The organism is Paenibacillus sp. UASWS1643 (assembly GCF_008693195.1).
Lineage (GTDB): Bacteria > Bacillota > Bacilli > Paenibacillales > Paenibacillaceae > Paenibacillus > Paenibacillus amylolyticus_B.
Window position 1 is genome coordinate 1 of sequence record NZ_VXKZ01000115.1, and the last position, 22,229, is coordinate 22,229.

22 protein-coding genes and 1 other annotated feature are annotated in these 22,229 nt (G+C 44.9%); of the genes, 10 read left to right on the forward strand and 12 right to left on the reverse strand.

Translation table 11 applies throughout. The annotated features are described in order from the left end of the window. Positions 1-70: 70 nt before the first annotated feature. The 5 genes from FE296_RS24640 to FE296_RS24660 all read right to left on the reverse strand — a co-directional run bounded on the left by FE296_RS24640 (position 71) and on the right by FE296_RS24660 (position 5,720). Positions 71-805 (reverse strand): HAD family hydrolase, encoded by a 735-nt coding sequence (locus tag FE296_RS24640; RefSeq protein ID WP_124116353.1) that lies wholly within the window; start codon positions 803-805, stop codon positions 71-73. A 71-nt stretch (positions 806-876) separates the two neighbouring features. Then, the gene (locus tag FE296_RS24645) at positions 877-1,926 is read right to left on the reverse strand and encodes a zinc-dependent alcohol dehydrogenase (protein ID WP_150366676.1); all 1,050 of its coding nucleotides are present in this window, start codon (positions 1,924-1,926) and stop codon (positions 877-879) included. 279 nt (positions 1,927-2,205) lie between these two features. Then, positions 2,206-3,444: an aspartate aminotransferase family protein gene (locus tag FE296_RS24650; protein WP_124116355.1), complete on the reverse strand. Its 1,239-nt coding sequence runs from the start codon at positions 3,442-3,444 to the stop codon at positions 2,206-2,208. Between the two features lie 90 nt (positions 3,445-3,534). Beyond that, a complete protein-coding gene (locus FE296_RS24655; protein ID WP_150366677.1) occupies positions 3,535-4,743 on the reverse strand; it encodes an MFS transporter in 1,209 nt (402 codons plus the stop codon). A 344-nt stretch (positions 4,744-5,087) separates the two neighbouring features. Next, on the reverse strand, positions 5,088-5,720 hold the full coding sequence (locus FE296_RS24660; RefSeq protein WP_124116357.1) for a DUF1963 domain-containing protein: 633 nt from the start codon (positions 5,718-5,720) through the stop codon (positions 5,088-5,090). A gap of 204 nt (positions 5,721-5,924) precedes the next feature. Here FE296_RS24660 and FE296_RS24665 point away from each other — a divergent pair, with 204 nt between their 5' ends. Further along, on the forward strand, positions 5,925-6,626 hold the full coding sequence (locus FE296_RS24665; protein WP_124116358.1) for a pseudouridine synthase: 702 nt from the start codon (positions 5,925-5,927) through the stop codon (positions 6,624-6,626). Positions 6,627-6,696: 70 nt separating this feature from the next. On the opposite strand, the gene FE296_RS24670 is transcribed toward FE296_RS24665, so the two are convergent. The 3 genes from FE296_RS24670 to FE296_RS24680 form a co-directional block, all read right to left on the reverse strand. Further along, complete coding sequence (locus FE296_RS24670; RefSeq protein WP_150366678.1) at positions 6,697-7,626, reverse strand: DMT family transporter; 930 nt, start codon at positions 7,624-7,626, stop codon at positions 6,697-6,699. After that, a complete protein-coding gene (locus FE296_RS24675; protein WP_150366679.1) occupies positions 7,623-8,474 on the reverse strand; it encodes an AraC family ligand binding domain-containing protein in 852 nt (283 codons plus the stop codon). Before FE296_RS24675 ends, FE296_RS24670 begins: the two co-directional genes overlap by 4 nt. A 224-nt stretch (positions 8,475-8,698) precedes the next feature. Then, positions 8,699-9,814 (reverse strand): NADH:flavin oxidoreductase, encoded by a 1,116-nt coding sequence (locus FE296_RS24680; RefSeq protein WP_150366680.1) that lies wholly within the window; start codon positions 9,812-9,814, stop codon positions 8,699-8,701. Between the two features lie 223 nt (positions 9,815-10,037). Here FE296_RS24680 and FE296_RS24685 point away from each other — a divergent pair, with 223 nt between their 5' ends. The 8 genes from FE296_RS24685 (at position 10,038) to tyrS (ending at position 17,986) form a co-directional block, all read left to right on the forward strand. Continuing rightward, complete coding sequence (locus FE296_RS24685; RefSeq protein ID WP_150366681.1) at positions 10,038-10,619, forward strand: TetR/AcrR family transcriptional regulator; 582 nt, start codon at positions 10,038-10,040, stop codon at positions 10,617-10,619. A 56-nt stretch (positions 10,620-10,675) separates the two neighbouring features. Further along, positions 10,676-10,975, forward strand: a complete 300-nt coding sequence (locus FE296_RS24690) for a Dabb family protein (protein WP_124116363.1) — start codon at positions 10,676-10,678, stop codon at positions 10,973-10,975. A gap of 46 nt (positions 10,976-11,021) precedes the next feature. Then, entirely contained in the window at positions 11,022-11,792 is a 771-nt protein-coding gene (locus tag FE296_RS24695; RefSeq protein ID WP_150366682.1) for an NRDE family protein, read from the forward strand. 321 nt (positions 11,793-12,113) lie between these two features. Continuing rightward, a complete protein-coding gene (locus FE296_RS24700) occupies positions 12,114-13,430 on the forward strand; it encodes a nucleobase:cation symporter-2 family protein (RefSeq protein ID WP_150366683.1) in 1,317 nt (438 codons plus the stop codon). A gap of 312 nt (positions 13,431-13,742) precedes the next feature. After that, positions 13,743-15,212 (forward strand): protein adenylyltransferase SelO, encoded by a 1,470-nt coding sequence (locus FE296_RS24705; RefSeq protein WP_150366684.1) that lies wholly within the window; start codon positions 13,743-13,745, stop codon positions 15,210-15,212. A gap of 154 nt (positions 15,213-15,366) precedes the next feature. Next, positions 15,367-15,810 carry an Imm63 family immunity protein gene (locus FE296_RS24710; protein WP_150366685.1) on the forward strand — a complete coding sequence of 148 codons (444 nt, stop codon included), beginning with the start codon at positions 15,367-15,369 and terminating at the stop codon, positions 15,808-15,810. Positions 15,811-15,872: 62 nt separating this feature from the next. Then, positions 15,873-16,280: a DMP19 family protein gene (locus FE296_RS24715; protein WP_317889428.1), complete on the forward strand. Its 408-nt coding sequence runs from the start codon at positions 15,873-15,875 to the stop codon at positions 16,278-16,280. Between the two features lie 99 nt (positions 16,281-16,379). Beyond that, positions 16,380-16,607 (forward strand) — a binding site (T-box leader). Positions 16,608-16,723: 116 nt separating this feature from the next. Then, positions 16,724-17,986 carry a tyrosine--tRNA ligase gene (gene tyrS, locus FE296_RS24720; protein ID WP_091011938.1) on the forward strand — a complete coding sequence of 421 codons (1,263 nt, stop codon included), beginning with the start codon at positions 16,724-16,726 and terminating at the stop codon, positions 17,984-17,986. 156 nt (positions 17,987-18,142) lie between these two features. On the opposite strand, the gene FE296_RS24725 is transcribed toward tyrS, so the two are convergent. The 4 genes from FE296_RS24725 to FE296_RS24740 form a co-directional block, all read right to left on the reverse strand. Next, positions 18,143-18,421 carry a YxcD family protein gene (locus tag FE296_RS24725; RefSeq protein ID WP_017687903.1) on the reverse strand — a complete coding sequence of 93 codons (279 nt, stop codon included), beginning with the start codon at positions 18,419-18,421 and terminating at the stop codon, positions 18,143-18,145. A gap of 5 nt (positions 18,422-18,426) precedes the next feature. Then, positions 18,427-18,930 (reverse strand): hypothetical protein, encoded by a 504-nt coding sequence (locus tag FE296_RS24730; RefSeq protein ID WP_124116370.1) that lies wholly within the window; start codon positions 18,928-18,930, stop codon positions 18,427-18,429. Between the two features lie 98 nt (positions 18,931-19,028). Beyond that, the gene (locus FE296_RS24735) at positions 19,029-19,595 is read right to left on the reverse strand and encodes a PadR family transcriptional regulator (protein WP_036613540.1); all 567 of its coding nucleotides are present in this window, start codon (positions 19,593-19,595) and stop codon (positions 19,029-19,031) included. A gap of 173 nt (positions 19,596-19,768) precedes the next feature. Next, positions 19,769-20,344 carry a beta-class carbonic anhydrase gene (locus FE296_RS24740; protein WP_091011943.1) on the reverse strand — a complete coding sequence of 192 codons (576 nt, stop codon included), beginning with the start codon at positions 20,342-20,344 and terminating at the stop codon, positions 19,769-19,771. A gap of 349 nt (positions 20,345-20,693) precedes the next feature. Here FE296_RS24740 and FE296_RS24745 point away from each other — a divergent pair, with 349 nt between their 5' ends. Beyond that, on the forward strand, positions 20,694-22,208 hold the full coding sequence (locus tag FE296_RS24745) for a carboxypeptidase M32 (protein WP_150366687.1): 1,515 nt from the start codon (positions 20,694-20,696) through the stop codon (positions 22,206-22,208). Positions 22,209-22,229: the final 21 nt, after the last annotated feature.

Below are 22,229 nucleotides of genomic sequence, written 5' to 3' on the forward strand. Positions count from 1 at the left end.
CGAAAGAATTGAAGCGGGTTGGGTTGTTTTTTTCGATAGGTAAGTTCAGGCCGTTAATTCCAGACTCACTTCAGATCAGCGTAGCTTCGCCAAATCTGCCTTCAAAAGGCAATGTACCCTTCAAGGTCCATAACTCATCGTAACTGGAAATCTGAAGATCGGCTTTGGACAAGTCCTGGTTGCCTGATCCCGGATTGCGATATCCGATACAGCGCATGCCTGCACTTTTGGCGGCCTGAACACCATTGCGTGAGTCCTCGATCACCAAACAATTCGAAGGGGATGCACCAATCATTTCAGCTGTGGTCAGGAAAATATCTGGTGCCGGCTTGCCGTTTGTAACTTCCTCACCTGTCATTCGCACCTCAAAGTATTGTCCAAGTCCGGTTTTGTCCATGATCAGATCAATCAGTGCACGTGGAGAGGAAGAAGCAACGGCTATGGGTACATGTTGCTCATGCAGCCAGCTTAACCAGCGTTCCACGGAAGGCATGGCCGTCAGATTCGGGTGGGCAAGCATGGTTTGCATCACATTATGCTGATGATAAGCATATATTTCTTCCAGCGTAGCTGTCAGCTGATGTTTGTCCAATACTTGCTGCCACATGGATTCCAGCGTAACTCCAACATAGGCATGATGTTCTTCATCAGTCACCCTTGCTCCAAAATGGGCAAAAGAGCTACGCTCAATCTCGAAATAAATCGGTTCGCTGTCAATCAGTACACCATCCATGTCAAAAATGACCGCTTGAATGATGTCATCATTGGGCGCTCCCAGTCCGTTAGATTCTTTGTTTGCTGCCATGTTGTATTCCTCCTCCAGGATTGTGTAAACATATGTCTCTAATGTAATCCATTCATGGTTAACCTTCCACTTTAGAAACTGGAACCGCTGGATTGCAGCACAACTTTAATGGCATGTGAAGAGGCTTGAAGTGTGCGTCCCTGAATATCGCAGCCAAGTGTGCGGAATGCCTCTTCGTAATCCTCCAACGGGAAGGAGTGTGTGATGATTTCTTTTGCCGGAATAATCCCTTGTTCAATCATATAATGTGCGGTAGCGAATGTCCCCAGAGAATCGATGGAACCAATAATTTTCAGACTGCGGTCCACAACTTCCTTGGGATTGAATGATGTGTTTCCATCTCTCAGACCAACCAGCATTAGATAACCGCCACTGGCGAGCTGGGAAAGCACTTGTGTGCCCACAACACCTGTTGTATCCACGATCATATCGACCTGATGGGTTGCGGGTGACAGTGATTCTATTGCATTTTCGAAGGAAGAATGAACTTCCCAACGATCAGGTGCAATAGAACCGGCAATGGCTAAGCGTTCTTCGGAGATGTCGACCAGACAGCCGGTGACCCCTTTGGAAGCGAGGGCGTAGCTGTACAGAATGCCAATCGGGCCTGCGCCGAGGATGATCGTTCTGAAATTCGGCAGTAAATGAATCTGATTGATCCCCGTCAGCATACAGCTGAGCGGTTCCGTCAAAGTTGCTTCCTCATAGCTCACATGATCCTTCAATTTGTACAAAAAACGATCCTCGGTCACATAATAATCTGTAAATGTTCCGTCAGCACTCACACCTGTCTCGGTAACAGACTTGTGTGTGCAATGATTTTGTCTGCCTGTTCTGCACATGTCACATTGTCCGCAATAGTAGGTAGGGTCGATCACAACACGATCGCCCGGTTGTAATGTCGTTACCGCAGAGCCAACATCAATGACTTCCCCGGCAGACTCATGACCAAGAATGACAGAAGGAACCGCATGATATTTGCCGCTGACAATACCGAGATCGGTACCACATACTCCGGTTGCTCGAATACGAACCAACACCTGATTATCTCTCATGATTTCTGGAACAGGCCGTTCCTCAAGCGCCACATCCCAAGCCGATTTGTATACCAATGCAAGCATGATATAACCTCCTTATAATTATATAAAAATATAAATATAGCGATTCATCTTAAAACAGTTTCTGACAAGATACGAAAGTAGTGAATGGGACGAAATCGATTCTGTAGAAGCGAAGCGTTCGCCTTAAAGCTTTCTGAAAGAAAGCTGCTTCGGAAGCATACGCTATCAACGGGTTTTTCCCTTAGGAAAAGGGGAATTAAAAAAAACCGGAGATAACAGCGATCATAGGAACGATTCGTAACCGGAACGCCCACTTCGAACAAGTTGCATTGAAATGTTTTAATGAACGCTGGCAAGCACCGAATCCAGCCGCTCCACAATCTCCACCAGTTCGTCTTCGGTTGTGGTAAGGGAAGGCCGGACCTTAACCACGTTGCCAAATCCATATCTTGAACTTCTCAAGATCAGATGTTCATCTGTAAAAGCGCGGTCAACAATGGCATTGGTTTTTAGCATATCCGGCTCATTACCTTCACCTACAATCTCCAACCCCCACATCAACCCGACACCACGAGCTTCCCCGATACTTGGGTATTTCATAGCCAATTCATGCAGCAATTCACCCAGAATTTCACCTTTGCGTTTCACGGCATCCAGAAATCCAGGTTCAGATACCACCTCCAGGGTGGATTTGGCAGCGGTTACGGAGATCAGATTGCTTCCTGAGGTGAAGGAGTGTTCATGCTTTTCGAGCACATTCAATCGGGATTGCATTAATACCGCAGCAACAGGTATGCCAATTCCGCCAAGACCTTTGGCAAGGGTAATCATATCAGGCTGGATATCAAATAGTTCGCTGGCAAACATGGTTCCGGTACGACCGATTCCTGTCTGTACTTCGTCAGCAATGAGAATAATATTGTACTCATCACACAGTTTACGCAGTCGTTTGAAATATCCGGCGGGAGGGATGATATTGCCGCCATTCCCGAGAATGGGTTCAATAATCATACAGGCGACTGAGCCGGAACTTGCATATTCTATCGCATCAGATATAGCTTCAACACATTGATAGCCGCAGTCTCCATTTGAGGATTTGAATGGGCAACGATAACAGTATGGGGCAGGTACATGGACAGCGTTAGCCACAGCCGAATTGGGGAAGCGTTTCCGCCTGAAGGCATTCCCCGAAATCCCGGTGGCAAATTGGGTCTGCCCATGATGGGACAGATACAGGCTGATGATGTCTGTCGATTCGGTATACTTCTGTGCAATTTTGGTTGCACATTCGTTGGCAGTTGAACCAGTGATATCCCGCATCCATCCGGCATTAATGTCGTTTGGAGCATATTCGATTAAGTGATCAAGTACTTCATTTACGTACGGTTCGGTGAAGGAGGAAGACATATGCGTCAGATTGCCGACTTGTTCCTGAATTTTGCTGACAACATGTGGGTGATTATAGCCCAGTGACAGATTGAACGTGCCCGACACGCCATCCAGGTATTCAACACCTGAATCGTCAATCAACTTAATCCCTTTTCCGGCTATGAAGCGGTTGTTGGTTAAAGTTTGCATACGATTTCCTCCAATATAATGGTGTACTAGCTCGAACGAAGCTCAACAATCCCGGATGATGCGGGCATCACCTCCCTTAAGAAACGATGTTTACATTTCCTTGCTATGTTGTGCGAGAGCAGCACGTACTGCATTATTTTTTACAGTCCATAGATGAGAGACCATCAAAGTAACAAGCAAGATCAGACAGAATCCGGCCAAAATCCAGATCGTATTCACGACAGGCCATGTACTCATACTCCATCCAGTCACATACTGCAAGATGGCACCTCCGATACCACCCGATGCGATTAGGATACTGGTTGTCCGCTCGGTCATACCGGGAATCAGAACATTTGCGTAGACCAGTGCGATACAGAAAAGCCCTGACATGAACAGACCGGTTCCAAAGATGAGCACATACGTTGCCCACTGTCCAGTTACAAATACCATAGCGACCGTAAACAAAAGCGTGCCAACCGTACTCCAGATCAGGAAAGGCATATAGTGGACGGATTCGGCTATTTTTCCGGAGAAAAGACGACCGATGATCATCGCAATCCACAGGATGGAGACACTCAGCGATGCGACAGATTCCTGAAGTTGCAGTCGTTCTACGAGTATGGAGGGCAGGAAGTTCATCAATCCCAATTCCAATCCCATGTAGATGAAAAAGAAGATGACAAAGATCGTCAGCAGACCCAGATGTTTTCTCGAATATTGGGCTTTACCTGCTGCATGTGCCACTGTATTCTCGCCAGCCTGTTTCAGATAAAGTGCGGCTGGCCGGGGCATAGTGATCCACAGCAGCATGAGAACCAGTGACAACACGGCCACCGTATAAAAAGTAAGATGCCACAGATCCATCCAGATGAATAAAGCAGCAACAGCCGGGATGAGAAGTGCTCCAAGAGCAAAGAAGACATCCAGCTTGGACATGGCGACCGCCTTTTGATTCTCAGTGAATTCGATTGTGAATGCACCTACAGAGGGTTCGATGATACCTGAACCGAAACCTACGATAATCGTGAGAAGAAGAACTACAGACCAGGATGGTAAAAAACCGAGTAATGTATAAGCGGCTACAATACAGATCAGGGCAAGGGTCAGCATAGCTTTTCTTCCGATACGGGCTGTCAGGGCAGGAGCTACAATTACACCGACAAGAAATCCAAGAAACTGCAGAAACAACAAAAATCCGCCATCACTGTAACCGCGTTCATAATGTGACAATAAAACAGGGAGAAGTGCACCGAGCACAACGCTGGTTATGCCGATTAACAGATAAAAACCGCAGCTTAGAGCGAATATTCTTTTCAAAAGCCCACCTCCTAGTTGGATAAAAATTTTATATTATGTAATTAATGTTTATTTCATATATAACTTATACCATAAATGCACAAATGTACATGCTTTTTATTGTAAAATAATGTTAAGTTTTGAAGGTTGGAAATATTTATTGTGTTATATTTTTTCCTAAAACGATTTCGTGTCGAAAGGATAAATACGATCCAATCCATATGACCTTTTAACAGGGTTTGGCATCTGTATTGATCGATAATAGTAAAACGTACATATATAAAAAAACGTTCCCTGTCTGAGTAGACGGGAAACGTTCTGATTAGCCGTTTTATATGATGATACCTGACTTCCACGTATCGCTATTAAGCAGTCTGTACAAAGAAAATTCCATCGAATGGTGCGTGAACAGACGCCGGACCACTTCGCAAAAATAAATAACCGTTTGCATCGGGAAGACCCAATATATCCCGATAAGGTTCAGGAAAATCTCCGGAATATATTTGACACACCAGTTGATGTTCCTCTAGCAAATGGTCAATTCCTTTCACACCATTTGGTAAAGTGGGAGAGAAAAATGAGAATGCAGGGAATGCCTGATCGTCTAACTCCATTTCAATCAAACGTACGCCGCTTAACGGAATGGGTGGAACGGGACATACGGAAGTGAGTGGATGCGAAGATACCGAGACATAAGTGCACCCGGCGAGAATATTCTCGTTCCATTCCAGCTCATCCCCCGTATAGGTTACCTGATCCAGAAAGTATTCGGAGGCGGAGTAGGTTGAGAAGACCGAGATATATTTATCTTGTGGTAAGGAAGGGATATGGACCTGCTGTGAAAGTGTATTGCAATTAATGGAGAACAGATGTAATAAAGGCTGCCCCTCAGGGTTTAGCGGCCAGTCGGAAACGTATGCCATTTCTCCGCCAATCCACATGCCAGAGTCTTGGTTTGGATCATCGGGGTCAACTGTAATTCGAGTAACTTTGTACATGAGAAACTCCTTCCAGAGTGTATTTTGGCTTTCCTATGTAACGTTGTATGTGTTTTTATATAACCATTCATTGCTTCGTTTCAGTATAAATGAGATGATGTGTAATGAAAATCAGTACAAGGTACTAACTCATTGCACGAAGCGAATGAACGTACCAACACTCTAAGAACCAGTGGCAATACTATAGATGAGAAGTGGTGACACATGTTAATTAACAAATACATAAGTGAAACGGGATTCTGCTCCCGCAGGGAAACGAACCGTTTAATTGCAGCCGGACGCATAACGATCAATGGCAGGGTATGTGAAAAAGGGGCGGATGTTGAACCTGACGATGTGGTACTCATTGATGGCAAGCAGATTCCTCGTAATGACAGCGAACCTGTCTACATTGCTCTGAATAAACCCATCGGTATTGTCTGCACAGCAGCAGAACATGTGAAGGGGAACATTATTCAATATATGGATTATCCTTCTCGCATATTTGCGATAGGCAGGCTGGATAAGGCATCTGAGGGGTTGATTTTGCTTACGAATGACGGAGGCATTGTGAACAAGATGATGCGTTCGGAGCATAATCATGATAAAGAATATGTAGTGACTGTAGACAAACCCATAACCGACGAATTTGTAAAGTCCATGTCTGATGGCGTTGAAATTCTGGACGTGGTGACCAAGCCCTGCGAAGTGTATAGGCAAAGTGACAATGTATTTCGTATTATTCTGACACAGGGTCTCAATCTGCAGATCCGCAGAATGTGCAAGGCCTTGGGGTACCGAGTCCTCAAGCTGGAGCGCGTGCGAATTATGAATATTACGCTGGATCAACTGGAGCGGGGGCAATGGCGTCATCTGGAGCAAGAGGAACTGAAGATTCTGATGTCTCAATTAAATGAGATAAAATGAATGAATTCTGCGCATGTCAACAGTGGTCAACCACGATGTCCAGTTATATCAGTGAAGAATGAAGCAAACACTAACCCCTATGCGGATTAGTGTTTTTATTGTTAAGCTTGTGTCCTTTTTGTTCTGAAATGTAAGAGCCAAATAGGGTTAAGAGCGCGCCGAGCACAATCACCCAGGTTATCTGCTCTTGAAGAATCAATGCAGATGACACAACAGTAATGACAGGTACCAGATAGATATATACGCTCGTTTTGATAGCTCCGAGAAGATTCACGGCCCGGTTCCAGGTCACGAAACACAACGCGGAGGCACCTAGACCGAGGTATAGAAAATTGGAAAGATTGGTCACACTCGTGAAGCGGCCGAGTTCCCAATGGAATTCAAACAGGAATAGAGCTGGCAGCATGAAGATCAGGCCGTAGAAGAACACTTTGCGAGTCGCACCAATGGTGTGATAACAAAGCTCGCCAATTTTCCGCATTAGCACAGAGTAGATCGCCCATACCGCAGGTGCGATGAAAGCAAGCAGATCACCTATCGGATTCAGTTGCAGAATGAAACTGCCGTTCAGTGCGATAAGTAGGATGCCGCTCAAGGCAATCCCGAATCCGATAATGAAGCGGCGAGTTAACTTCTCACCATCTAAGAAGAAGTGTGCGAGTACGGCAGTGAAGAACGGGGCAATGGAGACAATAACACCCACGTTGGAAGCTGTTGTGTACACCAGAGCAATGTTTTCAATAAGAAAATATAACGTCACCCCACATAGTCCTGCTCCGATAAATAACCATTCTTCTCTGAATGAGGCGATCCGCAGTGAACGTGGATAGATCAATAACAGTACCAAATACCCGATCAGGAAACGGAAAAATAGAATCTCCACTGGAGTAAAGTCAATCAGCAGAACCTTCGTCGAGACAAACGTAGTCCCCCAGACTAAGATGGTAAACAAAGCGAGCAAATGTCCGGTAGATACCTTGGTATTATGATGACTCGTCATATGATGTGATCGGTGTTTCGTTTCGGCTCGGTATCATGATTGAAGATACGTCTATATTGCTTGGGTGTCAGGCCGATCAGTTTTTTGAAGAAATTCGTGAAATGGCTCTGGTCACTGAATCCTGTCTGTGCGGCCACTTCAATTGGAAGCAGACCTTGTTCCAGCAGACGTTTGGCTTGATTTATGCGAATCGTTTCCAGGTAGCGGTAAGGGGATATCCCTTTCTGGCGAGTGAATAAACGCAGCAGGTGGTACTTGCTCATCTCCGTCAAATCGGCTAACTCGTTCAGCGAGATGCTCTCCATGTAATGAGCTTCTATGTAATGACATATGCGTCTGATCTCCAAGGTAACATCCTGTGTGGAAACAGGTGGTTCAGCATCCGAATAATCTCGCAGCAATTGATCCAGTAGTAAGAGTAACAATTCTTCTTTGCAAAAATCGGATTGCTCCTCCAGAATCATCTGATGCAGCTCGTGCAGGGAACCCACAAGTTCACTTTGGTAGAGAACGGGGGATGTAAACCGTGGCAAGTAAGCTTGTCCAGTAATCTCTCTCGCATACTCTCGCATAACCTCAGGCTGGACGTTGATACAGCGATAATCGAGGGTTCTGCCATCGACCTGTTCGCAGGCATGAGGATCATATGGATTAAAGACAATCATATCACCACTATTCAAAATGTATTCTTCGTTGTTGCAGACGAGGTGTCGCTTGCCTTCTTCAATGAATCCAATGACGTAATAGTCATGAAAATGATTGGGAAACTTCTGCATAATGCCTTCAAATTGATAAGCTTCTAGCTGTAGATCGGTATCAAATACTACAGTCCGGACTTCCCGAGTCATGATGCACCTTCTTTCTGGTATGTTAAGGTCATTATAGGTTGCAAAGAAGGAATTTTCTTGAATGATATTGCTATTGCTCGAAGTGTTTGAACGGACAGATATCTCTAAAAACAAAATACCCGCAATCCCGGAGGAAAGCGAGCCCTTTGCTTAGTATAGTTGATTCATGAGTTCAAACCTATATATAGGGGAGAAAAAATCTCTTAAACAATAAGTAATTGTTCTTAGTGTAACGCAGCGAGTGCTTCAGGTGTAAAAGCCTGTATCTCGGATACGCGTCCTTCACGTATTTTGGCAGCCCATGCCGGATCACCAAGGAGTGCACGTCCCACAGCTACCAGATCAAATTCCTGCTGCTCATATCGCTTCATGAGTTCGCCCATACCTGGATGTGTTGTTTTATCTGCTCCAGCTTCAGACTCATCTGGCATACCCACAGAACCAACGGTAATTGTGGTTTGACCACTCAGTTTTCTTACCCAACCTGCAAATCCAAGCTCAGATCCTTCGAACTCGGGCTCCCAGAAGCGTCGTGTCGAGCAGTGGAAGATATCTACACCTGCGTCAACTAACAAACGAAGGAATTGTTCCAGTTGTTCCGGTGTGTCGAACAGTCTGGCTTGATAATCATTCATCTTCCATTGGGAAATCCGCATCGCAATAGGAAAATCAGGACCTACCGCAGCACGAACTGCCATTACAAGTTCAATCGCGAATTGAGTTCGTTTTTGAAGGTCACCGCCATAGCGGTCCGTTCTCATATTCGTTGTTTTCCAGAAAAACTGATCGATCAGAAAACCGTGTGCACCGTGAAGCTCAATTCCGTCAAAACCGATGCGTTGCGCATTAACTGCTGCATCAGCATAAGCTTGAATCACAGTTGCGATCTCTGTCTCCGTCATAGGTGCACCTACTTGAGTACCTTCCATATCAACTCCCGATGGACTTAGTGATGCAGCTTCCGGGTGTGGGTTAGATCCTGAAGGACGAACGATTCCCATGTGTAAAATCTGCGGAAAAATCTTGCCGCCGGCTTCATGGACTTGTTCGACCACTTCAGCCCAGCCTTGAAGAGCTGCTTCTCCATACATATGAGGGATTCTAGGCTCACTTGATGCTGATGGATGCTCAATCGTCGCACCTTCTGTAATAATGAGTCCAACACCATGCTCGGCACGCCGACGATAATATGCGGCTACATCGGGGCCCGGGACACCATCCGGGGAGAAGGCACGAGCCATGGGGGACATGACGATGCGCGAGGACAGGGTTAATTTTTGAACAGTGTATGGTTGGAACAGAAACTCCGTAGAAATAACGTTATGTTGTTGATTACTCAAACTAAGCACCTCCATTATTATGCACCTTCAAGCGGATACGAGTGCAATCTTAACAAGGTCTATAGGCATGCTCAACCAACAATCGGAGCATTGTGTTGCTTAAGCGAAAGACACTGATTATTGTATGATGTCTGTGCACCCACTTTCACTTGTTGAACAAATAACACTTATCTATAATAAAGGAGTCTAACCAAATATTTTGTGTACAAAGGAGGATTGGGACATGTCTGGTGTATTGTCTCCAAACTCGAACGATCCGCGTGTAATCCGCACGCGTCAATTAATTCTTGATGCGTTTTTAAACCAATTGAGTCTTAAAAATTTCAACAGTATTACGATTCAAAACATTACGGAACAAGCCACAATTAACAGGGCCACATTCTACGCCCATTTTCAGGATAAATATGCACTGCTTGAAGCCTTGTTATCGGATGCTTTTATGGAATATGTAACGAAAAGGGTGGACCCGGATGCCCGGTTATCAGCCGAAACCATACAGCAGCTTATATTTTCATTATGTGATTATCACGTCTCAAGTAATGGTTGCATCAAAAAATATGAGTCAGTTGCACCAATTATTGAAGAAAACATCAAGACACAGCTGGAGCAATTCCTTCTTGAATTAATGAACAAAGTAGCGGGGGGTGTAGATCCCAAAACGCTGAAAATTACTGCAACCATGCTAAGTTGGTCGATCTATGGAATGACATATCGATGGAATATTGAAGGCGGGCAGGAATCTCCGGCTGAATTAGCCAACAGAGTGGTCCCCTATATGATGGGTGGATTGGAATTGTTGAATTGACTTCATTTTTAACGAAATTGCATTATTATTCAAATGAACATAGGAGGAATAACAAGATGTTTGAACATTTGGTTGTTTTTAAATTTAACGATAAAACCACACTAGCCAAACAGCAGGAGTTGGTGGATCAATTACTCGCGTTACAGGAACAAATCCCGGGGATTGTCGGGCTGACCGCAGGAATCAATGCAACGGAAGAAACGGACCGTATTCAAGGTTACACGATTGGATTGAGAGTGACGTTTGAAGATCAGAAGGCATTACGCGCCTATGGTCCACATCCTGCTCATCAGGCATTTGTAGCTTCCCTCGATGGTTGGGTGGAAGATGTAATTGTAGTTGATTATGCGATATAAAGTGGAAATTATAGAGGTTTAACCAATATAGGAGTTGAAGATTCCCATGTGTTTAATTTTATTTGCTTACAACATGCATCCAACGTATCCGCTTATACTGGGATCAAATAGGGATGAATTCTATCACAGACCTACGGCTCAAGCACACTATTGGGAAGACCATCCTCATATATTGGCTGGCCGGGATTTGTCGAAAATGGGAACCTGGATGGGCGTAACCACAGAGGGGCGTCTGGCTGCTGTCACGAATTATCGTGATCCGAATGAAGAGGTACATGCCAAAGGCTCAAGAGGAGATCTGGTTGCTGATTTTTTAAAGGGAACGTCCACACCTGAGCAATATATGCAACATGCGGAGCAAAGCCAAAATGATTATCCTGGTTACAATTTGTTAGTGGGTGATCCTGACGACCTCTATTATTATTCTAATGTGGGTAATGTTGTGATGAAGTTGAAACCGGGAATATACGGGATTAGTAATCACCTGATCAATACAGATTGGCCCAAGGTAAAACGTGGAAAAGAAGGCCTGGAGAAAATCATCCAAGGGGAGAACGAAGCTACCCTGACAGAAGAAATATTAGGTTTGCTGCAAATGGCAGATCCTTCAGTGGATGAGCTTCTCCCCCATACAGGTGTTCCATTGGAATGGGAACGTTTACTTTCTCCCATCTTCGTTAAAAGTGAAAAATTCGACTATGGGACCAGAGCTTCATCCGTTGTTCTGATGAATAGAGAAGAAGTCTTTTTTACGGAGATGGTTCACCGGAACGGAGAAGTAATGGAGCAACGTTTTAACATCAAGCTTCTCAACTGACAAGCTGAGAATATGAAACAAGTGATGTTGAGAAATATGCATTAATATGCAGTACTGAAGTTAAATCCCACATTCATGTCTCTTTTTTTCGAGTGTCAAAGAGGGCTATCCAACCTTATGTGTCAACTAATATAACGCGACATAATCGGTATGAGAGTACCTTTTGTATAACATGCCCAATTTTAGTTGGGCTCTTTATCTCTGATCACAATTCTATGTTATGAATCATGGAACTTCCCTGAATAGTTTATATAATGTGAATCAACATAACATGATTTTGCAGCGGTTCTGTTGATTCTAATTTCAGGGGGGCAACGTGGGATGAAAGAAACCAAAAAGATGAGAGTTTTTTCACTGGGGATTCAGCACGTACTCGCGATGTATGCGGGAGCGATTCTGGTGCCTTTGCTTGTGGGCAGAGCACTAAATCTGACTGCAGAGCAGTTGGCGTATCTGGTATCCATTGACCTGTTAACGTGTGGGATTGCCACATGGCTTCAGGCACGAAAAGGGAAGTACTTGGGGATTGGTTTGCCAGCGGTGCTCGGAAGTTCTTTTGTAGCGGTGACACCGATGATTGCGATTGGATCGCAATACGGAATTCCTGCCATATATGGGTCGATCATCGCAGCGGGGTTATTTATCGTCATCTTTGCCGTATTTTTTAGCAAAATCGTCAAATTGTTTCCGCCAGTCGTGATCGGTACAGTGGTAACCATTATCGGTCTTGCGCTAATCCCAACCGGCATTAAAAACATGGCGGGTGGAGCAAACAGTGAGAATTTCGGAAGTTTGGATAATTTGGCGCTTTCATTTGGTGTATTACTTTTTATTCTAATCCTGAATCGATATGCTCGCGGGTTTGTTAAATCCCTGGCTGTTCTCCTTGGTATTATCGTGGGAACCCTCATCGCAGCCATCATGGGAAAAGTGAATTTTGCCTCTGTACAGGAAGCCTCCTGGTTCCATTTACCTCAACCCTTTTACTTTGGATGGCCTACCTTCGAAATCGGCCCAATTATTACAATGATTATTGTAGGTACGGTGGTTATCATCGAATCAACAGGTGTATTTATGGCTTTGAGCAAAATCTGTGATCAACCGATCAACGAAAAAGATCTGGCACGGGGATATCGCGCAGAAGGTCTCGCGTTTGTCCTGGGCGGCATATTTAATGCTTTTCCATACAATACATTTGCACAGAATGTTGGTTTGGTTCAGCTCTCCAAAGTGAAAACGACGAATGTTGTTGTAGCAGCCGGAGGTATTCTGGTCTTTCTGGGACTCATTCCGAAGGTAGCTGCTTTTGCAACCATTATTCCAAGTGCTGTCCTCGGAGGAGCGACGGTTGTCCTGTTTGGAATGGTTGTCTCATCCGGGATCAAAATGCTGCAAAACGTCGACTTTGGCAAACAATCCAATCTATTGATCGTGGCTTGCTCCGTTTCACTTGGGCTCGGTGTTACTGCTGTACCCGACCTGTTTGCCCAGCTTCCTCAAAGTATTCGGATTATTGTTAGCGATGGTATTATTACGGGAAGCCTGTCAGCGATCCTGCTTAATGTCTTCTTTAACCTTGCTTTGAAAAAAGAGAGCTTGCCAGTACAGCCAGTACAGACTCAAGAAGCACACACGTAATTCTTGTAATAATAGACGTGTCATCTGGTAGTAAGTGGAATGGATCCAAGATGGTTTTCTGGGAAGTGGAATGCAAGACAATGATTCCACTTGGCAAAGAAACCTCTTGGATTTTTTGGTGCTTATGATTCATGAGGAATGCAAAAGGCATGCAAATATGCTAAAGTTTCATCAAGAACATTTAATATGTTCGTTTAAGTCAACATCCTCTTGATTTGAATTTCCATGCGACTACATAAATGAGCATTGGTTCACAAGGCTACAATATAACCAGGGGATATCCCTTGGGTACAGAAAAGGAGTGTGGTCACCATGCAACAAGAAACGTTGAACAAAGGGTGGAACTTGGAGAATAGTTATGCGCAGTTACCGCAACCCTTTTTCACAAGTCAGGGCGCGGTGCCTGTTGAATCACCAAAGTTGATCATTTTCAATAGATTGCTTGCATCCAGCTTGGGACTGAATGTGGAGTCTCTTGACAGTGATGAAGGGGCGCAAATTTTTGCAGGTAATTCGATTCCGGAAGGAGCCGAGCCTTTGGCTCAGGCCTATGCAGGACATCAATTCGGCAATTTTAACATGCTTGGAGATGGTCGTGCTTTGCTGCTGGGTGAACAGATAACGCCACAGGGCGAGCGAGTGGATATCCAGCTGAAAGGTTCAGGGAGAACACCGTACTCTCGTGGAGGAGATGGACGTGCTGTTGTAGGGCCCATGTTGCGAGAGTATATTATTAGTGAAGCGATGTATGCACTGGGGATCCCAACGACACGCAGTCTGGCTGTGGTATCAACAGGAGAGAACATTATCCGCGAAACAGAGCGGCCGGGTGCCATTTTAACCCGGGTGGCTTCCAGTCATATCCGGGTAGCAACCTTCCAGTATGCAGCCAGATGGGGGTCTATCGACGATCTTCGGGCATTGGCTGATTATACGTTGCATCGACATTTTCCTGAGGTTGCTCAAGCTGAGAATCGCTATCTTTTGCTCCTTCAGGAAGTAATTAAACGGCAGGCGGCACTCATTGCCCAATGGCAGCGTGTTGGTTTCATTCATGGCGTGATGAACACGGATAACATGGCGATCAGTGGTGAGACCATCGATTATGGTCCGTGCGCCTTTATGGATGCTTACAATCCTTCAACCGTTTTCAGCTCCATTGACAGGCAAGGTCGCTATGCTTATGGTAATCAACCGTATATTGCCGGGTGGAATTTGGCTCGTTTTGCCGAGACGCTTCTGCCGTTGTTGCATGAAGATGAAGAACAGGCGGTGCAAGTCGCTCAGGATGCTATCGCACAATTTTCTGAATTGTACCATCATCATTGGCTCAAGGGAATGCGTGCCAAACTGGGCTTGTTGGATGAAGAGGCCGAAGATGAAGCGTTGATCAAGGAGCTTCTTGAACTCATGGAGAAGCATAGTGCAGATTACACCAATACGTTCCTGGCATTGACCTTTGATAGGTTGGAAGGGACAGCTTTGTTTGGCACGCCAGAATTTGCTGAATGGAATGAACGGTGGCAAGCAAGATTGGACAGACAGCAAGAGGAGAAGGAAGTCTCTCGACAGTTGATGAAAACAAGCAATCCAGCCGTAATTCCCCGAAATCATCGGGTCGAGGAAGCCCTTGAGCAAGCGGAGAACCACGGAGATCTTAGCGTGATGCAGAAGCTTTTGGCAGTTCTTTCAGACCCGTTCGCGCACTCACCTGAGCAGGCTGAATATGCCGAACTGCCAGCACAGTGCAATACTTCGTATCAGACTTTTTGTGGAACTTGATTGAACAGTATGGAATGAAGAGGCTGCCTTGGGCAGTCTTTTCATTTTTTCATTCTGTCATCGATGTTAAAATCCATCGTGGGCATTGAATTCGGAGATTATCATGCAATAATTAGAGAAGTAGAGATTTACTTTTACAGAGGCAGGTGCATTCATGTCCAACATGTTAAGCAAACAACAATTGGCAGACATCCTTTTACAGCTTTTAGAGCGTACATCTTTCCCTAGGGAACAGATGCAGAACTATGTTAACCGCTTGTTTGAGAGCTTTAAATGGGATGGTGTGCCTTATGTAGAGAGTGGAGAATATACGTATATCGTTCGAATATACGAACGTGGTCTCGTCTCATTGGAGAAACGGGTGAAACAGCCGGATGAAGTCATCTATTGGTTGCTGGAAGATATTATTTTCACCGCGACGCATGTAGGATTGTTGGAACGACATGGCGTGGATAATAAAGAGACGCATTTGAACTATACAAATGATGTGATGAAGGACCTGAACAGGGGTGTTCTGGAAGCCTTCCAGCAGATCGGTATTCCGTATTTACATTGGCATCAGACGGGTAAACGTCAGGAGTTAGAGGGCATGACATAAAGAAAAGTGAGGTGTGTTAAATAAGCGAGCAAGATATTAATGACGTATGGTATGACTATGCTGTGTTATTTGTCGAAAAAAAGAATGAATCAGAACAGGGCTGGGCATCGTTGACTTCGAACGAGCAGGACATTGCTGCTTTATGGCTGTTAGAGGCGGATGTCTTTAATGGCGGTTTTATACAGTTTTTTTGTAACTGGGGGGAAGAGGTATATCGTTACGCGTTGCGGGCGTTACATATCATTGGTGCGACTCAAGTCGTGGAGATTATAACGTCAGCATACGGCTGTATCGAGCACTTGAAAGAGGATGAAAGGCTTACTGAACTGTGGGACATTCCTAAATTACTGACAAAGGAACAAGAACGCCAGTTAGATGAGCTGGATCAGCAATTTTGGAATAATGAGGATCAGATCGCGGAGAAAGCCTATGGTTATTATCACGGAAAATTGAACATGATGATCATATAATCTGGTTTCCAATGTGCATCCGTTGTTCTGTTCAAAGATTGCATACTTGGTCTTGCAATGACTGAAACGTTCGGCTATACTTGCTATAAATTGAATACATGAATCACGTTGATAGAGCGCAGTAGCGGCTTTGTCCCTGTTACAGAAAGTCAGGGGTTGATGGAACCTGATACATACAAGGGCTGCGAATTACACTCTGGAGTACTTGGGTAATGCCAAGCGGATGGGCAAACGATATATTGCCAAAAGTGGTATGGATAACGTGTTAAGGTTACGTGTTGTCCATGCAATTTGGGTGGTACCACGGTTATGATAATCGTCCCTGTGTCTAATGAAGACAAGGAGGCGATTTTTTTGTGTCCCAAAAAGCCGTTCCAGCGTGTAATTTCGTAATTTAACGTAGATCATGACTGAATCTTGAGGATAGAAAAGGGGTTATACAAATGAATATTATTGATGAACTACAGTGGCGTGACGCCATTAACCAGCAGACGGATGCAGAGGGACTGCGTGAATTGACTGAAACCAAATCAGTCTCACTGTACTGCGGCGTTGACCCTACGGGTGATAGCATGCATATCGGACATCTCATTCCATTCATGATGCTGAAACGTTTTCAACTGGCAGGACATCGTCCGGTCATTCTGATTGGTGGAGCTACAGGTACGATTGGTGATCCAAGTGGTCGTCAGGCAGAACGTTCTTTGCAAACGATGGAGCAAGTGCAGGAGAATGTGGATGCACTGACAGCGCAGATGAAGAAGTTGTTCGTAACAGACGGTGATAATCAGGTTCGCATGGTGAACAACTACGATTGGACACACAAAATCAATGTCATTGAATTCTTGCGTGACTACGGCAAAAACTTTAACCTCAACACAATGCTTGCTAAGGATGTCGTTGCGAGCAGACTGGAAGGCGGAATCTCGTTCACCGAGTTTTCATACCAGATCCTTCAATCACTCGACTACCTGCACCTGTTCCAGAACGAAGATGTACAGCTTCAAATCGGCGGTTCGGATCAATGGGGGAATATCACGAGTGGTCTTGATCTGATTCGTAAAAAAGAAGGATCTGAAGCGAAGGCGTACGGTCTGACCATTCCGCTCATGCTCAAATCCGACGGTACCAAATTTGGTAAAACAGCTGGCGGGGCAATCTGGCTTGATCCGAACAAAACGACACCATTTGAGTTCTACCAGTTCTGGGCGAATACAGATGACCGGGATGTCATTAAATACTTGAAATACTTTACATTCCTGAGCAAAGAAGAAATTGAAGCTTTGGCTGAAAAGGTAGAGACAGAGCCGCACAGACGTGAAGCACAGAAAGCACTCGCGGAAGAAATGACAAAATTCGTTCACGGCGAAGAAATGCTCGAACAGGCCAAGCGTATTACAGCGGCGCTGTTCAGTGGTGATATCCGTTCTCTGACAGCAGATGAAATTGAGCAGGGTTTCAAGGAAATGCCAACATTTGAAACGGACGGCGAAGCGAAAAATATCGTCGACTGGCTCGTAGATCTGGGTCTGGAGCCATCCAAACGCCAGGCGCGTGAGGATGTCACCAAAGGTGCGATTTCCATGAATGGTGAGAAGATCACGGAGCTTGAATTTACGGTGTCGGCAGAGCATGCCATTGGCGGTAAATTCATCATTATCCGTAAAGGTAAGAAGAACTACAGCTTGGTTAAACTTCAATCGTAGTGTCTGAGTATTAGAACGTAACACAAAAACGTATAGAGACTACAATAGACACACAAATAAAGCTACAAATACAGAAACAAAAAGACCGTCTTCCAGCTCTGTCAGGCGACAGAGCGGAGACGGTCTTTCGTATATCAGGCCAGTGATTGACCTATTTTATTGATTAACGATCGCTGTGATCTCTTCATCCAGATCAAGTCGTACGTTCTCACGGTACGCCCGGATGTTGTATTCACTGTGCAGGTAGCGAAGAATCGCTTCAATCATATTGGACTCCACCAGATATTGACTACGGCCTTGGATCCAAACTTCAGCGGAATAACCGGTATCTTCTTCCCAACTCAGTTCTACGTTCACATCGGTTGGACGTACACCCTTACGTTCTGCCATATGAATACAGATTGCATTCACAATTTCATCCATGCTCAGAACCATAGAGATTAGTACCGTCCGTTTCTGTTACGGTCATCATCACGATCATTGCGACGGTCATAACGACCATCCGCTGCAGGTTTACGACGATTGGAGATGGCTCTGAAGAGTGCCATAGCCAGCATAACAATCAACATGATTGCTGCAACGTTCACGAGCAATCCAAGGATGTTACCCAGAGCGCCCATGCCACCGAACAATCCGCCAAACATCATACCAGCAAGACCACCAAGCATCATGCCTTTCATGAATCCGCCGCCACCGCCGAAGAATCCACCACCACGGGTTGCAGCTGCACCAGTACCGGAGTTATTACCGGAATTGGATTGATTCACGTTGCTGTTGGAGTCGGATTTCTTAGGAGTGTTGGTATAACTTTTTGTACCGGATTTGAATCCGCCACCACGTCTAGCATCCGCTGAATCCGGATTCGTTACTCCCACTGTTGCGAACAATAATGTAAAGGCCATAAATACCATCATTAGATGTTTAACTCCAAATTTTTTCTTCATTGTAAAGATCGTAACCCCCCGATTAATTTGTTTGAATCGCCCAAAAATGGGCCTTACTCATGTAATACGGTCAACTTGCAGGAACGTTTCAAATTTTATTAAATTTCTGAAACGCTTGGACTTGGGTCTTGAATTGCAGCTTGGCCATCAAGCAATTGGGTAACCCAATGACACCATTCCAGGCCTGTTTGTGCGTGCATTAACCCTTTTTGTACCAGGATGTAGCTTCCAAAATCTCGGTTGCCTACACGAAGATTATCCTGAGGTATACGTGACTTCAGATCCTCGAAATAACGTATGCGTTCCATGAACCAGCTTTTACGCTCATTCAGAATGCGTCTCATGCTTCCGTCTTCCGCTATGCCAACACACAAAATACGCAAATTAAATTCATCGCGTGTAACCGGTGCGGTAACAGGAGTAATCATCCATTCCAAGAGCTTTTCAATGCCTTTTTCCGTAACTGCGTACATTTTCTTGTCCGGTTTGTCAGACTGTTGTACCCAGCGGGAGGCCAATAACTCATCGTTTTCCATCTTGGACAGGAGTGGGTAGATCTGGCTGTGTTTCGCTTGCCAATGTGGCTGGATTTTCAGCATCAGATCATAGCCCGATGACTCCTCGCGGGTAAGAAGCCCGAGCAATCCGTAGGAAAGTATGTTCATGCACATGTCTCCTTAATATTAGGGCTAGGTCAGAGAGAACAATCGTTTTTACTTTCTTTGACCGCTTTCATAAAAAGTGTACACTGAAACTGTATGGTTTGACAACCTGACAGAACAACTGCCTTAATTTAGACAAAAAAAGTGCGAACCATAAGGTCCGCACTCCAAACCATTTAGAGAGATGCCTGTTGTCCATACCCCTCAGCGACAAGATCAAGCTCACCTGTGGCAGAATCGATAACCATGCCGTGGACGGGTACATTGGGAGGAAGTAAAGGATGCTTCTTGATCACTTCCACAGTATGTTTTACCCCTTCTTCGACGCTGTCAAACCCACGCAACCATTTTTGCAAACGGATGCCCGAATTCTCCAGAGTAGTCATGACTTCTTCCGATACACCACGCTCTACCATATGTCCAATCATGGTCTCAGCGTGAAGGGAAGCCATACCACATTCCGTATGTCCCACTACCAGGACTTCATCTGCACCCAGTTCATAGATGGCGACAAGTACACTACGCATTACACTCCCGAAAGGCTGAGAGATAATTGCGCCTGCGTTTTTGATGATTTTCACATCACCGTTTTTCAAGTTCATAGCCTTGGGCAGCAATTCCACCAGACGTGTATCCATACAAGTGATGATAACCATCTTTTTGGTTGGAAACTTGCCAGCCGTATACTTTTCGTATTCTTTGGTCTCGACAAATGATTTGTTGTAAGCCAAAATCTCTTGAATGTTGTTCATGTCCATTGCCTCCTGTTATCCAATACGACGAGCACGGCCACTTGCATATGATGCAGCTTGTCCTACGCGCCTTTGCTTTAATAGTATTTCACGGTCAGCAGATGGCATTACTCCAACCCTTTAGAGGTTGTTCAAAAAGTCCACTTTTGATTACAAATCATGCCTGAGGGCATCATCAGCATCGAAGTTGAACGCCATTTCTATCTTCTTGGTAATGAAAACCAGACTTTTTGAACACGTATCTTTAGGAGAACAATGCAATTTTCATCTGTTAAAAGTTGATTATACGCAATGCAAAAAGTATCATCAATAGGGTATAACATTTTTTTTGAAGAGGTGAACGATAACAATGGATAAACAAACACAGGAACATTTGGAATCCTTCCGTAATCTGGCTCGTAAAATTAAGAGCTATCATGAAGCCATTGGTTTGCTTCACTGGGATCTGCGCACAGGTGCGCCGAAAAAAGGCGTTCCGACACGTTCGGAGACGCTGGGTATGTTGTCCACCGAAGCATTCAAGCTGCAAACCTCGGCTGACATGAAGACTTACCTGGATGCATTAACGACTCCAGCGGTATTGGAACAGCTCGAAGATATAGATCGTCGTCAGGTTGAAGATTGCAAGAAAGAATATGATCGCAGTCAGTCTGTACCACCTGAGAAAGTGCAAGCATATACCGTGCTCACGGCCAAGTCAGAAACGGCATGGGAAGATGCCAAGCATAACAGTGATTTTGCCGGATTCTCCCCATATCTGACAGATATCGTTAAGCTCAAACAGGAGTTTATTGATTATTGGGGTGTGAAGGATACACGTTATGATACGTTGCTTGATATGTATGAACCAGATCTGACGGTTGAGAAAGTGGACGCTGTGTTCGCTCGCCTCAAAGCACGTTTGGTACCTTTGCAAGAGAAGATCAATGCTTCAGAAAACAAGCCAAATACAGAGTTTCTGAATCAGTTGTTTGACACCGAACAGCAGGAAAAATTCAGTCTGTTCATCTTGGAACAAATGGGCTATGACTTTGAAGCTGGACGATTGGACGAGAGTGTTCATCCTTTTGCAACGGGTCTTAACCCGGGTGATGTGCGGATCACAACACATTATCTGCAAGATGATGTAGCAAGCGCAGTCTTCAGTTCACTGCATGAGGGCGGACATGCCCTGTACGAGCAAAATATTGATGACAGTCTGGCGGGTACCCTTCTTGCCGAAGGAACGTCCATGGGGATTCATGAGTCACAGTCCCGTCTTTGGGAAAACATGATTGGTCGCAGCCTGCCATTCTGGACACGTTATTATAAAGATTTGCAGCAGCATTTCCCGCAACTGAGCGAGGTTGAACTGGAAGATTTCTATCGTGCAATCAATCGGGTGGAGAGTTCACTCATTCGGATTGAAGCGGATGAACTGACCTATAACCTGCATATTATTATCCGGTATGAGATCGAGAAAATGTTATTCAACGATGGTCTGGAAGTGAAAGACCTCCCGGATACCTGGAATGCAAAATACAAGGAATACCTCGGTATTATGCCAACGAATGATGGAGACGGCGTTCTTCAGGATGTTCACTGGTCTGGTGGTGACTTTGGTTACTTTGCTTCGTATTCTCTGGGTAATATGTATGCAGCTCAAATTCTACATACATTGCGCAAGGAAATGCCGGAGTTTAATACTCTTATTGCCGAAGGTAATCTGATTCCAATTAAGGAATGGCTTACAGACAAGATCTATCGGTATGGCAAAAGTCGCACACCTTCCGAATTGATTGTTGCCGTAACGGGTGAAGAGTTGAACCCGGATTATCTGGCCGATTATCTGGAAGCCAAATACGCCGAGATTTACAAGCTGTAGGTAACCCATAAATAACATATT

Coding starts and splice junctions, on each gene's coding strand:
- FE296_RS24735 (WP_036613540.1), bottom strand. CDS start 19,595: ATGAACATACTTTCCTACGGATTGCTCGGGCTTCTTACCCGCGAGGAG.
- FE296_RS24740 (WP_091011943.1), bottom strand. CDS start 20,344: ATGAACAACATTCAAGAGATTTTGGCTTACAACAAATCATTTGTCGAG.
- FE296_RS24700 (WP_150366683.1), top strand. CDS start 12,114: ATGAAAGAAACCAAAAAGATGAGAGTTTTTTCACTGGGGATTCAGCAC.
- FE296_RS24690 (WP_124116363.1), top strand. CDS start 10,676: ATGTTTGAACATTTGGTTGTTTTTAAATTTAACGATAAAACCACACTA.
- FE296_RS24710 (WP_150366685.1), top strand. CDS start 15,367: ATGTCCAACATGTTAAGCAAACAACAATTGGCAGACATCCTTTTACAG.
- FE296_RS24665 (WP_124116358.1), top strand. CDS start 5,925: ATGTTAATTAACAAATACATAAGTGAAACGGGATTCTGCTCCCGCAGG.
- FE296_RS24650 (WP_124116355.1), bottom strand. CDS start 3,444: ATGCAAACTTTAACCAACAACCGCTTCATAGCCGGAAAAGGGATTAAG.
- tyrS (WP_091011938.1), top strand. CDS start 16,724: ATGAATATTATTGATGAACTACAGTGGCGTGACGCCATTAACCAGCAG.
- FE296_RS24645 (WP_150366676.1), bottom strand. CDS start 1,926: ATGCTTGCATTGGTATACAAATCGGCTTGGGATGTGGCGCTTGAGGAA.
- FE296_RS24640 (WP_124116353.1), bottom strand. CDS start 805: ATGGCAGCAAACAAAGAATCTAACGGACTGGGAGCGCCCAATGATGAC.
- FE296_RS24695 (WP_150366682.1), top strand. CDS start 11,022: ATGTGTTTAATTTTATTTGCTTACAACATGCATCCAACGTATCCGCTT.
- FE296_RS24730 (WP_124116370.1), bottom strand. CDS start 18,930: ATGAAGAAAAAATTTGGAGTTAAACATCTAATGATGGTATTTATGGCC.
- FE296_RS24660 (WP_124116357.1), bottom strand. CDS start 5,720: ATGTACAAAGTTACTCGAATTACAGTTGACCCCGATGATCCAAACCAA.
- FE296_RS24745 (WP_150366687.1), top strand. CDS start 20,694: ATGGATAAACAAACACAGGAACATTTGGAATCCTTCCGTAATCTGGCT.
- FE296_RS24675 (WP_150366679.1), bottom strand. CDS start 8,474: ATGACTCGGGAAGTCCGGACTGTAGTATTTGATACCGATCTACAGCTA.
- FE296_RS24670 (WP_150366678.1), bottom strand. CDS start 7,626: ATGACGAGTCATCATAATACCAAGGTATCTACCGGACATTTGCTCGCT.
- FE296_RS24685 (WP_150366681.1), top strand. CDS start 10,038: ATGTCTGGTGTATTGTCTCCAAACTCGAACGATCCGCGTGTAATCCGC.
- FE296_RS24705 (WP_150366684.1), top strand. CDS start 13,743: ATGCAACAAGAAACGTTGAACAAAGGGTGGAACTTGGAGAATAGTTAT.
- FE296_RS24725 (WP_017687903.1), bottom strand. CDS start 18,421: ATGGTTCTGAGCATGGATGAAATTGTGAATGCAATCTGTATTCATATG.